The organism is Rhizobium sp. USDA 4016 (assembly GCF_056279705.1).
Map to the genome: position 1 here is coordinate 4250197 of NZ_JBWCCY010000004.1, position 12702 is coordinate 4262898.

15 protein-coding genes are annotated in these 12702 nt (G+C 60.0%); 3 read left to right on the forward strand and 12 right to left on the reverse strand.

Annotated elements, in window-relative coordinates:
- Positions 1–10 precede the first annotated feature (10 nt).
- Positions 11–814 (forward strand): exodeoxyribonuclease III, encoded by an 804-nt coding sequence (locus ACZ9DP_RS36730; RefSeq protein WP_476205326.1) that lies wholly within the window; start codon positions 11–13, stop codon positions 812–814.
- Positions 815–817: 3 nt separating this feature from the next.
- Here the strand turns inward: ACZ9DP_RS36730 and ACZ9DP_RS36735 are convergent, their stop codons facing one another.
- Entirely contained in the window at positions 818–1273 is a 456-nt protein-coding gene (locus tag ACZ9DP_RS36735; protein ID WP_074069973.1) for a cyclic nucleotide-binding domain-containing protein, read from the reverse strand.
- A gap of 13 nt (positions 1274–1286) precedes the next feature.
- Positions 1287–1970: a response regulator transcription factor gene (locus ACZ9DP_RS36740; RefSeq protein ID WP_039846414.1), complete on the reverse strand. Its 684-nt coding sequence runs from the start codon at positions 1968–1970 to the stop codon at positions 1287–1289.
- A 144-nt stretch (positions 1971–2114) separates the two neighbouring features.
- Between ACZ9DP_RS36740 and ACZ9DP_RS36745 the strand changes: the two genes are divergently transcribed.
- Together ACZ9DP_RS36745 and ACZ9DP_RS36750 are read left to right on the forward strand one after the other, a co-directional pair.
- Positions 2115–2663 (forward strand): L,D-transpeptidase family protein, encoded by a 549-nt coding sequence (locus ACZ9DP_RS36745; protein WP_283069884.1) that lies wholly within the window; start codon positions 2115–2117, stop codon positions 2661–2663.
- Positions 2664–2800: 137 nt separating this feature from the next.
- The gene (locus ACZ9DP_RS36750) at positions 2801–3631 is read left to right on the forward strand and encodes an aldo/keto reductase (protein ID WP_476205328.1); all 831 of its coding nucleotides are present in this window, start codon (positions 2801–2803) and stop codon (positions 3629–3631) included.
- Positions 3632–3685: 54 nt separating this feature from the next.
- On the opposite strand, the gene ACZ9DP_RS36755 is transcribed toward ACZ9DP_RS36750, so the two are convergent.
- The 10 genes from ACZ9DP_RS36755 to ffh all read right to left on the reverse strand — a co-directional run bounded on the left by ACZ9DP_RS36755 (position 3686) and on the right by ffh (position 12249).
- A complete protein-coding gene (locus tag ACZ9DP_RS36755; RefSeq protein WP_194728413.1) occupies positions 3686–4228 on the reverse strand; it encodes a SixA phosphatase family protein in 543 nt (180 codons plus the stop codon).
- A 106-nt stretch (positions 4229–4334) separates the two neighbouring features.
- A complete protein-coding gene (gene leuC / locus ACZ9DP_RS36760; RefSeq protein WP_074069969.1) occupies positions 4335–5744 on the reverse strand; it encodes a 3-isopropylmalate dehydratase large subunit in 1410 nt (469 codons plus the stop codon).
- Between the two features lie 240 nt (positions 5745–5984).
- Positions 5985–6806, reverse strand: coding sequence for an amino acid ABC transporter permease (locus tag ACZ9DP_RS36765; protein WP_476205330.1), 822 nt, complete (start codon positions 6804–6806; stop codon positions 5985–5987).
- 16 nt (positions 6807–6822) lie between these two features.
- A complete protein-coding gene (locus ACZ9DP_RS36770; protein ID WP_194728412.1) occupies positions 6823–7620 on the reverse strand; it encodes a basic amino acid ABC transporter substrate-binding protein in 798 nt (265 codons plus the stop codon).
- Positions 7621–7769: 149 nt separating this feature from the next.
- Positions 7770–8309, reverse strand: coding sequence for a 50S ribosomal protein L19 (rplS, locus tag ACZ9DP_RS36775; RefSeq protein WP_074069966.1), 540 nt, complete (start codon positions 8307–8309; stop codon positions 7770–7772).
- A gap of 224 nt (positions 8310–8533) precedes the next feature.
- Positions 8534–9214 (reverse strand): tRNA (guanosine(37)-N1)-methyltransferase TrmD, encoded by a 681-nt coding sequence (gene trmD, locus ACZ9DP_RS36780; protein ID WP_194728411.1) that lies wholly within the window; start codon positions 9212–9214, stop codon positions 8534–8536.
- Positions 9215–9221: 7 nt separating this feature from the next.
- Positions 9222–9791: a ribosome maturation factor RimM gene (gene rimM, locus ACZ9DP_RS36785; protein WP_239596538.1), complete on the reverse strand. Its 570-nt coding sequence runs from the start codon at positions 9789–9791 to the stop codon at positions 9222–9224.
- Positions 9792–9909: 118 nt separating this feature from the next.
- The gene (gene rpsP / locus ACZ9DP_RS36790; RefSeq protein WP_022717347.1) at positions 9910–10278 is read right to left on the reverse strand and encodes a 30S ribosomal protein S16; all 369 of its coding nucleotides are present in this window, start codon (positions 10276–10278) and stop codon (positions 9910–9912) included.
- Positions 10279–10328: 50 nt separating this feature from the next.
- A complete protein-coding gene (locus ACZ9DP_RS36795; RefSeq protein ID WP_022717348.1) occupies positions 10329–10649 on the reverse strand; it encodes a chorismate mutase in 321 nt (106 codons plus the stop codon).
- Positions 10650–10665: 16 nt separating this feature from the next.
- A complete protein-coding gene (ffh, locus tag ACZ9DP_RS36800) occupies positions 10666–12249 on the reverse strand; it encodes a signal recognition particle protein (protein ID WP_239596541.1) in 1584 nt (527 codons plus the stop codon).
- Positions 12250–12702: the final 453 nt, after the last annotated feature.

A 12702-nucleotide genomic window follows, 5' to 3' on the forward strand; every position in this document is an offset into this window, starting at 1 on the left:
AGGCAATGGCATGAGCTTCTCGATTACCACCTGGAACATCAATTCGGTGCGGCTGCGCATGCCGATCGTCGAAAAGTTCGTCCTCAAGCATAGGCCGGATATCCTCTGCCTGCAGGAAACCAAGGTTCCAAACGAGCTCTTTCCGGCGGCCCCTCTGCGCGCCATGGGTTATGAGCACATCATCGTGCATGGCCAGAAGGGCTATCATGGCGTCGCTATCGCCTCGCGCATCCCGCTCCAGGAGGATGATCGCCTGGACTACGGAAATGTCGGCCACGCGCGCCATATCTCGGCGGTCTTCGAGCGTGGAGGGCGCCGCGTCCGGCTGCATAATTTCTATGTGCCCGCCGGCGGCGACGAGCCGGACCCGGCCATCAATCCGAAGTTCGCCCATAAGCTGGATTTCGTCGAGGAAATGAAGCTGCTGAAGGCCAACGGCGAAGCGAATACCTCGGCGATCCTCGTCGGTGATCTCAACATTGCGCCGCTCGAGCACGACGTCTGGTCGCACAAGCAGATGCTGAAGATCGTCAGCCATACGCCGGTCGAAACCGAGGGTCTGCTGGAGGCGATGAAGCGCGGAGCCTGGCTTGATCTCATGCGCCAGCACGTGCCGTCGCACGAGAAGCTCTATACCTGGTGGAGTTACCGCGCCAAGGACTGGGAGGCTGCCGATCGCGGCCGCCGCCTCGATCATATCTGGTCGTCATCGGACCTCGGCCCGCTGCTCCAGCGCATCGACATCCTGAAGGAGGCTCGCGGATGGGACCGTCCGTCCGATCACGTGCCCGTGACCGCGCATTTCAAGCTCTGAGATCTACGAAAAGCGGTGAAGCTGTGCGCTCGCCCGTGCCGCCAATTCCGCGATGTTGTCGCGAATGCGGCTTTCTATGAGGCGGGCCGCATCTGGATACTCCTCGATCAGCCTGTAGAAGAGCGCTCGCGTGATGCGGATGACGCTGGAATCCTCCCGCGCCACGGCGGTGAATTTGCGCTCCACCAGCGTTACCAGAGCGAGTTCGGACAGTAACGTGCCCTGGCCCGCGATGCGCTCGACCTTGGGATGGCCATCTGGGCCTGTCGTGCTGAGCTCCAGCGCGCCGCTGACGACGACATAAGCACTTTCCGCCGGTGATCCTTCGCGGAAAAGCATCTGCCCGGTGGAAATCAAACGCCGGTCGGCGCCGAAGGCGACCAGCCGCAACTGGTCGGCGGACATGCCTTTGAAGAGCGGCTGCTGCGAAAGCATGTTGATATCGTCTGTCAGCGCCATGCGGCTCTTTGCCCTACGGTACGATCTTGTAGCCGCCGTTTTCCGTTACCAGGATTTCGGCGTTCGAGGGATCGCGCTCGATCTTCTGGCGCAGGCGGTAGACGTGCGTTTCAAGCGTATGGGTGGTCACGCCGGAATTGTAGCCCCACACCTCTTCGAGAAGGACGTCCCGGGTGACTACCTTCTGTTCCGCGCGATAGAGATAGCGGATGATCGCCGCTTCCTTCTCCGTGAGGCGAATCTTCTGGCCGTTTTCGGTGGTCAACAGCTTCTGGCTCGGCTTGAAGAGATAGGGTCCGACTGTGAAGGTCGCGTCCTCGCTCTGTTCGTGCTGCCGAAGCTGGACGCGGATGCGCGCCAGAAGCACCGAGAAGCGGAACGGCTTGGTGACATAGTCGTTGGCGCCGGCCTCCAAGCCGAGGATCGTATCTGAATCCGTATCGTGTCCGGTCAGCATGATGATCGGCGCCTTGAAGCCGCCCTTGCGCAGCAGCTTCACGGCTTCGCGTCCGTCCGTATCCGGCAGCCCGACATCCATGATCAGCAGATCGACGGGCGTGTTGCGCGCAGCTTGTATTCCCTTGCCGGCCGTCGCCTCCTGCAGCACCGTGAACTCATCATAGAGCGCAAGCTGCTCCGTCAGGGTTTCGCGAAGGTCGTTGTCGTCATCCACCAGTAGAATGGTGCGTGCGGTCATGCGGTTCTGTTCCTCAGATTCCGTCTCATCAAGTCCTACGCCATATTTCGATCGCTGGCAAAGACCGGGAGACGTGCTGTTGCCGGGCCAGGGCCGATGTGATTTCAATCGAAGTCCCAAGCAAAACAAAAACATGTGAGAAAAATGGAGAAAACAAGGCGAAGCGCAAGAACGGTACCATCCACCATTATTGTGCGTCCCGCGCCCGGCAGGCAAAGCCGCGCACTGGTTCAATGCGGTTCTTTCGTCCTTCCCGCCGCAATCGGCCGTTCCGGCCGCACCATCTTGAAGCGCGAGGGCGACGGTGCAACGCCGATTGCTTCAATGAAGCTGCTTTACGGATTTTGCCGCGGCGAACGTCCGAGCCGCCTCGAAACACCGCTCTTGCTCCGCCGCATCCGTCAGGACATGCTCTGGTGCGACCAGCCCGGCGATCCGAACTACAATCGCCTCGTCAGAGCGCCCTTCCGTCCAAGCCATGAAGAGTTGAAGCGCAAGGACGGACTCTACGACATATGTCTCGTCATGGATTGGAATATCACATCCCGCGCCCGCAATCGGGGATCGGCTATCTTTTTCCATCTCATCAGGCCGGGCTATGAGCCGACAGCAGGTTGCCTCGCCGTCCATCCGCGCGACATGCGCCGGCTTTTGCCGCACATGCGCAAGGGGACCGTCATACGCGTTCTCTGAGGCATCAGGGGTGATAATCTGCGCACCGTCTCCTATATCCGTTTTGACCGGCGCTCAGGCTGAATGGCATGCCGGGAATTCCGTTCGCGGATTCAATTTCATGCCCCTCCAATCCTTCAAACTTCCGGAGATATATTGTGGCCAATCAACCCATCATCACTTTCCATGACGGACATTCCATTCCCCAGGTCGGCCTCGGCGTATGGCAGACGCCACAGGAGGTCGCGGCTCCGACAGTCCGTAAGGCCCTCGAAGCCGGCTACCGCCATATCGACACGGCTTCGGGCTACGACAACGAAGAGGGTGTCGGCGAGGGCGTGCGTTCCTCCGGTCTCGACCGCAAGGATGTTTTCATCACGACAAAGCTTCGTAACACCGACCAGGGTTACGACAGCGCTCTGCGCGCCCTCGAGGGCAGCCTGAAGAAGCTTGGCACCGAATATGTCGATCTCTACCTGATCCACTGGCCGTCGCCGCACCGCGGACTCTATCGCGAAACCTGGAAGGCCTTCGTCAAGATCAGGGAAGAAGGCCGTGCTCGTTCGATCGGCGTTTCCAACTTCTATCCGGATCATCTGGATCACATCGTTGGCGATACCGGCGTGGTTCCGGTCATCAACCAGATCGAACTCCACCCGGATTTTCAGCAGAAGGCGGCGCAGGACGCGCACCGGAAACTGAATATCGTTACCGAATCCTGGAGTCCGCTCGGTCAGGGAAAATTCATCGCCAACCCGGTTATCGGTGAAATCGCCAAGAAGCACAGCAAGACACCGGCGCAGGTCATCATCCGCTGGCATATCGATAGCGGTCTTGTCGTGATCCCCAAGTCGGTGACACCGTCGCGCATCGAGGAAAACTTCAAGGTGTTCGATTTCAAGCTCGATGCCGGGGACATGGCAGCGATTGCCAAGCTTGACGACAGGAATGCCCGCATGGGACCGGAGCCCTATACGGCAACGTTCTGATCAAGAGACCTTCCATCTCCTCCTCCTCCATTGCGGGGAGGAGGAGACGTTTGCTCACGTGAGTTCACGCGGTGTCACAAAGCGCTCGAGACGTCCGCTTCCGGGCGATATATCCGCCCAGCTATTTTCCTCGAACGCGATGATCGCCATGCCGGCAGTGGCGAATTTCTCCTTCAAGCGGGCGCAAGCCTCCGGATCGCCCTTGCCGATGAGATTGTTCGCGAGGTCCTGAAAACCGGGATTGTGTCCGACAAGCATGACCGTTCGGACCGACGGCTCAATCTTGTGGAGGAGGCCGACAATGCGCGTTGCCGAGGCTTCGTATAAATCCGGCACATCGCGTTCCACAGTCGAGGCGGAAAGTTTTTTCGCTACACGCTTCCATGTTTCCTGTGCGCGCCGCGCCGTCGACACCAAGGCGAGATCCGGGAAGAGCTTTTCGCGCGTCATATAGGCGCCGATCAAGGGCGCGGCCTTTCGCCCGCGCTTCGCAAGCGGGCGGTCGTGGTCTGCGACATCGTCCGGCCAAGCGGATTTTGCGTGGCGCAGAAGAAAAAGGCGAAGGGACTTCGGCGAAGACTTTTTTGACGCATTCATGCCGCTCACCTGAAAAAGGCCAGGAGACTATTGTCTCACCGAATGCCCATCTTGTCTTCTTAAGATGGCATGCCTCCCTCTCGAACCGAGAGGGAGGCAAAATCCGTCAGTTCCACTCGCGGATATCGACGAAATGGCCAGCGATTGCAGCAGCGGCAGCCATGGCCGGCGAAACGAGGTGCGTGCGGCCCTTGAAGCCCTGACGGCCTTCGAAGTTGCGGTTGGACGTCGAGGCGCAGCGCTCGCCCGGCTTCAGGCGGTCGTCGTTCATGGCGAGACACATGGAGCAGCCCGGCTCACGCCAGTCGAAACCGGCTGCCTTGAAGATCTTGTCGAGGCCTTCGGCTTCGGCCTGTTCCTTCACGAGGCCGGAGCCGGGAACGATCATCGCGTTGACGGTCGAAGCAACTGTCCTGCCTTCGACGACCTTGGCAACTGCTCGAAGGTCTTCGATACGGCCGTTGGTGCAGGAGCCGATGAAGACGCGATCGATGTTGATCTCGGTGATCGGCGTGCCTGGCCTCAAGCCCATGTAGTCAAGTGCGCGCCACTTGGAGCCTCGCTTGGTTTCGTCCTGGATCTCGTCCGGGTTCGGAACGACGCCTTGAACCGAGACGACGTCCTCCGGCGAAGAGCCCCAGGAGACGATGGGCGGCAGTTCGGCGGCGTTGAGCTTCACGATGCGGTCGAAATGTGCGCCTTCGTCGGACTTCAGCGTCCTCCAGTAGGCAATCGCCTGTTCCAGGGCCTCGCCCTTCGGCGCGCGCGGCTTGCCCTTTATGTATTCGAAGGTCGTATCGTCGGGCGCAATCAGGCCGGCGCGGGCGCCGCCTTCGATCGACATGTTGCAGATCGTCATGCGGCCTTCCATCGACAGCGCACGGATCGCTTCGCCGGCATATTCGATGACGTAGCCGGTACCGCCGGCCGTGCCGATTTCGCCGATGATGGCGAGAACGATGTCCTTGGCGGTGACGCCGGCCGGAAGCTTTCCGTCGACCTGCACCAGCATGTTCTTCGCCTTCTTCTGGATCAACGTCTGTGTCGCCAGGACGTGCTCGACCTCGGACGTGCCGATGCCGTGGGCGAGCGAGCCGAAGGCGCCGTGCGTCGACGTATGGCTGTCGCCGCAGACGATCGTCATGCCCGGAAGGGTGAAGCCCTGTTCCGGCCCGATGATGTGCACGATGCCCTGACGCTTGTCGTTCTCGGAGTAATATTCGACTTTGAACTCGGCAGCGTTCTTGGCAAGCTGCTCGACCTGGATGCGGCTCTCCTCGTTCTTGATGCCGAGATGGCGATCAGGCGAGGTCGGAACGTTATGATCGACGACGGCAAGCGTCTTTTCGGGAGCACGAACCTTGCGGCCGGTCATGCGCAGGCCTTCGAACGCCTGCGGAGAGGTCACTTCGTGGACCAGATGGCGGTCGATGTAGAGAAGACAGGTGCCGTCTGCCTGTTCGTCGACCAGGTGGTCGTCCCAGATCTTGTCGTAAAGGGTACGCGGTGCGCTCATGGCATTTCAGTCCGTTTTTGGATGCAATGGGAAAAGGAATAGGCGGCAAGGCCCGCCGGCCATCATTCGATCAGCGAAGTCGGCTGTTGAGCGCACCGGAAACGGTCGCAAAGAAGCGTGCCGGCAGGCGATAATGATCCTGCAGCACAAAAATATGCGCGCCAATGCACCTGAACTTGCTTTCCATGGGCGTGCATATAGCGATTTTTCTCGCAAACGGCAATTCGAATCATGTCAGCGCTACCGGCTGTGAGCTTTGCGCATCCGCTGCTCGATCTGCCGCAGCGCGAGCGACAAACCGATCGTCAGGATCAGATAGATATAGGTGACGATCGAATAGGTCTCGAAGAAGCGGAAGGAGCCGGAGGCATAGACCTTGCCCATCTGCGTGATGTCGGAAACGCCGAGCACGGAAACGAGGGAGCTGTCCTTCACCATCGAGACGAAGTCGTTCGACAGCGGCGGAAAGATGACGCGGATCGCCTGCGGAAAGACAACCAGCCGGAAGCGGTGGTAGCGCGACAGGCCCAGCGCCTTTGCCGCTTCGATCTGTCCATGGTCGACCGATTGGATGCCGGCGCGGAAAACCTCGGCAATAAAAGAGGAATACCCGATCATCAGGGCGATGATCGCACGCCACATCAGTGATAGGTCACGCACGAGAATCGGTTCGGCCAATCCGGCTTTTAAAAATGGCGTGATCAGGAAATTATAGGCGGCGACAATGCCCGGAGCGCCGACAAAGGCCACGTAAAAGAGCAGCACGAGCATCGGGATGCCGCGGATAATCTCGATATAGAAGCGGGATGCTTGGCGCAGCGCGACGCTATCGGAAAGCCCGAGAAGAGCAATGCCGAGGCCAAGCAATGTCGCCAGCGCAAAGGCGACCAACGTCACGAAGACGGTAACCCATACGCCGTTGACGACGGTGCGGAAGACCTGCGCATAGATGCCGTTGGCGACGATGACGATCGCAAGGATGACGCCGATCGCAGCAAGGGCGACCAGCCACCACGGATAGTCGCCCTTGAGATTTCCGGCAGGAGAAGGCTGCAGGGCCATCAGCGGCTGACCTGCATCATTCGCCCATCTTGTAGTCGAGGAACCACTTCTTGTTCAGTGCGTCGAGCGTGCCGTCGGCTTTCAATGCGGCGATCGCGGCGTTGACGGGGGCAACGAGATCGGAGCCCTTGGGGAAGATGAAGCCGAAATCCTCGGTGCCGAGCGGGCCGCCGATCACCTTGAGCGTGCCGTTCGAGGCATCGACATACCCCTTCGCGGCAACGCTGTCCGTCAGCACCACATCGACATCTCCGGCTTTGAGCGCCTGGACCGTCGCGCCGAAGGTTTCGAAGAGCTTGATACGCGGATTCTGCTCGTTGCCGTCAAGAATTTCATAGACGGCCGTGTAGAAAGGCGAGGTGCCCGGCTGCGCGCCTACCAGGCCGTCCTTGAACTCACCGAAGGTCTTCGCGTCCGTGAAGCGGCTCTCATCGCCCCGGACCAGCATGAATTGCTGCGAGCGCATATAAGGATCGGAGAAATCCACTTTCTGCTTGCGGTCGTCCTTAATGGTGATGCCGGTCATGCCGATGTTGTACTGATCGTCGGAGACGGCCTGGATCATCGCGTCCCAGCTCGTGTTCTGATATTCGACCTTGAAGTTCAGCCGCTTGGCGATCTCGTTCATCGCGTCATATTCCCAGCCGATCTGCTTGCCGGACTTGGGGTCGACGAACTGCAGCGGCGGATAGGCATTCTCGGTAACGACGACCACCGTCTTGCCGCCAAGATCCGGCAGATCGGCACCAAGGGCCGCCAATGGCGAAAGAACGAGAGCGGCGAGGCCTGCAAGAATGGTGCGGCGGAACGGCATCAGAAATCTCCAATGAAATGTGGCTTTGGGGAAATTGTCATAGTTGCGAAGCCGATGGCAAGAGCATCGGCCCCGATGCCGCAGGCCCAAAACAGAAAAGGCGGCCCAAAGACCGCCTTTTCGTGTAAAGAATTTTGCGTTCCCAGAGCTTATTCTGCTGTGGGCTCTGCAGCGGCTGCTGCAGCTTCCGCTGCTGCCTTTGCTTCTGCGGCTTCGGCTGCTGCCTTTTCGGCTGCGAGAGCCTGAGCTGCTGCAACCTTTTCGGCTTCGATCCGTGCCTTTTCCTCGGCAACAGCAGCGCGCTCGGCGTCGTTGAGCTTGCGGGCGCGGGTGCCGGTGTTCTCAACGATACGGGCGGACTTGCCGCGACGGTCGCGCAGGTAGTAGAGCTTCGCACGGCGGACCTTACCGCGGCGAACGACTTCGACACTTTCGATCATCGGAGAATAGATCGGGAATACGCGCTCGACGCCTTCGCCGTAGGAAATCTTGCGGACGGTAAAGTTTTCCTGCAGGCCGCCGCCGGAGCGGGCGATGCAGACGCCTTCATAGGCCTGAACACGGGTACGGTTGCCTTCCGTAACCTTGACGTTGACGCGGAGCGTGTCGCCCGGGGAGAATTCCGGAAGCGTCCGCTTGGCTTCGATCTTGGCGGCCTGTTCGGCCTCGAGCTGCTGAATGATGTTCATCGTCTTAACCTTTGGTTCTTCTGAAACAGCCAGAGCGCTCGACACGTGATCCTTTGGGATTGCCTCGGGATTTTGCCCTTCGCGGGCGGGAGCGGATTCGCCATTCTTTGTTTGCTGGCAGACGGGGCTAGCCCCATTTCCGCGTGCGCTACTACACGAAAGCCTGGGCCTTGTCATCCCTTGGACGACATTTTTGTAAGGCGGAGGCACGGATTTTCCGGCTTTCAGTCCTTCAGAAGGTCCGGTCGCCTTTCCTTTGTCAAGGCAACCGCCTGCTCATGTCGCCATTTTTCGATGGCGCCGTGATTGCCGGAGGTCAGGATCGCTGGAATTTCGCGGCCTTCCCATTCCTGCGGCCGGGTGTAGTGGGGATGCTCCAGCAACCCCCCTTCGAAACTCTCATGCAGCCCGGAAAGATCATTGCCCATGACGCCTGGCAGGATGCGCACGATCGTGTCGAGAACGACCAAGGCGGCGGGCTCGCCGCCTGAAAGCACGTAATCGCCGATCGAAATTTCTTCAAGCTCCCGCGCATCGATCACCCGCTGATCGACACCTTCGAAACGGCCGCAGACGATGATCACGCCCTGGCCCGCCGCAAGCTCGCGCACCCGTTTCTGCGTCAGCGGCTTGCCGCGCGGGCTCATCAAAAGCCGCGGACGAGCATCATTTTCGCAAGTGCTGTCGATCGCACGCGCCAACACGTCAGGCTTCAGCACCATGCCGGCGCCACCGCCTGCCGGCGTGTCGTCGACGGTGCGGTGTTTATCGGTCGCAAAATCCCGGATCTGCACGCTATCCAGCGACCATTGCCCTCGCTCCATCGCCTTGCCGGCGAGCGAATAGCTCAGATGCCCCGGAAACATTTCCGGGTAGAGTGTCAGGACGGTCGCCCGGAAACCCATGGCAATCTCACTTCTTTTTCTTCGGCTTGCCGGAGGCGAGCTTGGAGATTTCTTGCGGATCATCGACAAGTCCCGCCGCCAGCGGATCGATCAGGATTGTGCCGTCTTCGAGATCAATTTCGAGAACCGACGCTTCGGAGAAGGGGATGAGCACCGGGCGCTTGCCCGGCCCCTTAAGCTCCAGCAGGTCGCCCGCGCCGAAGTCGAAAACGCCGGTAATGGTGCCGTAGCTGACGCCCTTGTCGTCCACCGCCTCCAGCCCTTCCAGATCGGCATAGAAGAATTCGTCTTCCTCCAGTTCGTCGTCCGGCAGGTTGCCGCGTTCGATGTAGAGCTCCAGGCCGTTGAGCGCCTCGGCCGCATTGCGGTCATTGATGCCACGGAAGCGAACGACGACGACATTCTTCATCTCGCGGATTTCGAGGATCTCGAATCTCCGCCCGTCCATGCTGTGCAAATGCCCATAGTCGCCGAGTGCGGTCGGATCGGCCGTATAAGCCTTGGCGCGCACTTCGCCGCGGATGCCCTGCGCACCGCCGATCGTTGCCATCAGTACGGGGTTTTCAAGCTTTGTCATGGGGCCCTTCATGTGAAGCCGGAAATCTGGCTTCTCATAAACGAAGTCTGCCGGAATGAAAATGAAAACGGGCGGCATGTCGCCATGCCGCCCGTCCGATCGGGATATGATCCCGGGATTATTCTGCGGAAGCGGCGGCTTCAGCTGCATCGGCAGCTTTCTGAGCCCTCTCGGCAGTGCGTTCCTGGGCCTTCTTGCCCGGCTTTGCCTTTTCCGGGTTGTTCTTGGCCTCGCGCTTTGCAACGCCGGCTTCGTCGAGGAAGCGCAGAACGCGGTCGGTCGGCTGCGCGCCGTTGTCGAGCCAGTGCTTGACGCGCTCGGCGTTCAGTTCAACGCGCTTTGCGTCGTCCTTGGCCAGCATCGGGTTCCAGGAACCGAGCTTTTCGAGGAAGCGGCCATCGCGCGGCGAACGGGCGTCGGCAACAACAACGTGATAATACGGGCGCTTCTTGGAACCACCGCGGGCGAGACGAATTTTCAGTGCCATGTCATTTACTCCTTAGGCTTTTCTTGACCGCTTCGTGAGGCGGTATTGGTTCATTTTGCTGCGGCGCCTTGTTCAGCGTGATCCGCAGCGATCTGCTCGTGATGCCGGATGACTTCCGTGATGACGAAGTTCAAGAACTTCTCGGCGAAATCCGGATCCAGATGCGCATCTTCGGCAAGCTGCCGAAGTCGGGCGATCTGGTATTCCTCGCGCGCCGGATCGGCCGGCGGCAACTTGTACTTGGCCTTCAAAACGCCGACCTCTTTGGTGCAGCGAAAGCGTTCGGCCAGGATGTGGACGAGCGCAGCGTCGATATTGTCGATCGACTGCCGGTAGCTCGAAAGCTGGGCTTTGACGTCTGGATCAATCATGGGGCAGGCGATCCTTTCACTTCTTCTTCGGCAATCCGGGCAGACCCGGGAAACCACCGCCGAGACCCGGCAGCTTTGTCCCGCCAAGACCTGGCAAGCCGCCCGGCAAACCGCCACCTAAACCGGGCATGCCCCCACCCGGCTTCCCAAGACCCGCCGCTTCGGCCTGCTTTTGAAGTGCTTCCAGCTGCTTGGGGTCGATATTCGAAAGATCAGGCATGGAGCCCATCCCACCCATGCCGCCAAGGCCCATCTTGCCGGCAAGACCTCCCATCAGCTGCTTCATCATGCCGCCTTTGCCCTTGCCGCCCATCATCTTCATCATGTCCGCCATCTGGCGGTGCATCTTGAGCAACTTGTTGATGTCGGCAGCGTCGGTGCCGGAGCCGGCGGCGATCCGCTTCTTGCGGGAATGCTTGAGGATGTCCGGGTTGGCGCGCTCAGCCTTCGTCATCGAAGAGATGATCGCAAGCTGGCGGCCGAAGAGGCTGTCATTCAGGCCGGCGGATGCCATCTTGTCCTTCATACCGGCCATGCCGGGCATCATGCTCATGATGCCGCCCATGCCGCCCATCTTCTGCATCTGGCGCAGCTGGTCGGCAAGGTCGTTGAGGTCGAATTTTCCCTTGGCCATCTTGGCGGCCATGGCGGCCGCCTTTTCGGCGTCGATATTTTCCGCCGCGCGCTCGACGAGCGAGATGATGTCGCCCATGCCAAGAATACGGTCTGCGATGCGGCGGGGATGGAATTCTTCCAGCTCGCTCATCTTTTCGCCGACGCCGATCAGCTTGATCGGCTTGCCGGTGACGGCGCGCATAGAGAGAGCCGCACCGCCGCGGCCGTCGCCGTCCATACGGGTGAGCACGAGGCCGGTGATGCCGACGCGCTCGTCGAAATTGCGGGCCAGATTGACGGCGTCCTGACCGGTCAATGAGTCCGCGACCAGCAGGATTTCATGCGGGTTCGACTTCTTCTTGATGTCGGCCATTTCGACCATCAAGGGCTCATCGATATGCGTACGGCCGGCGGTATCGAGGATGACGACGTCATGGCCGCCGAGCTTGGCTGCCTGCACGGCGCGCGCGGCGATATCCGTCGGTGACTGGCCGGCGATGACCGGAAGCGTGTCGATATTGGTCTGGGCGCCGAGCTGGCGAAGCTGCTCCTGCGCTGCCGGACGGCGTGTGTCGAGCGATGCCATCAGCACCCTCTTCTTCTCGCGCGTCGTCAGGCGGAGGGCGATCTTCGCCGTCGTCGTCGTCTTGCCGGAGCCCTGCAGGCCGACCATCATGATCACGACGGGGGCGGCAGCGTGAAGGTCGACGCCGGCGCCTTCGCCGCCCAGCATCTCGATCAGCTCGTCATGAACGATCTTTACGACCATCTGGCCGGGCTTGATCGCCTTCAATATCTCTGCGCCGACGGCCTTTTCGCGCACACGGTCGGTGAAGGAGCGTACGACATCGAGTGCAACGTCGGCTTCCAGCAATGCACGGCGAACCTCGCGCAGCGCTGCGGAAACATCGGCTTCCGAAAGCGCGCCACGGCCTGTCAGTCCATTCAGAATGGATCCAAGACGGTCCTGGAGGTTTTCAAACATCGGCTCTTCCTTGATACGTTTCGGGCAGGATTGGTATGCCCGGAAACGTCGTGCTTTTCCTTGACGAAAACAAGACGCAAAGCCAAAAAGCACCCGAGGGCGCATCGCGCTGTCGGGTGTGGACCTCCGGGATCTCTTTATACCTTATCGGGTCCCGGTCGGCGGCTCGAGTCTTGAAGCTCGTCACAGAATGAGCCGCGGTAAACAGGAAAGTGCGGACAAAGTCAAGAGAATGCGGACAAATGACCGCATTACCGGCTTGCGAAGCCTTCAGCGTGCCGCTTGTGTAATCCCAAGTGACACTATCAAAAGTGCCGCCTCCATGAATTCCGCCGTCATTGTGTGAAAAAAGCTGGCGGCCATGAGCGGCTGTTGGGATTTCTGGATCGATTGCGGCAGCACCTTCACGGGGTGGCCCGGACGGCTCCTTGACCGCCCACAGGCTGCTCTTGG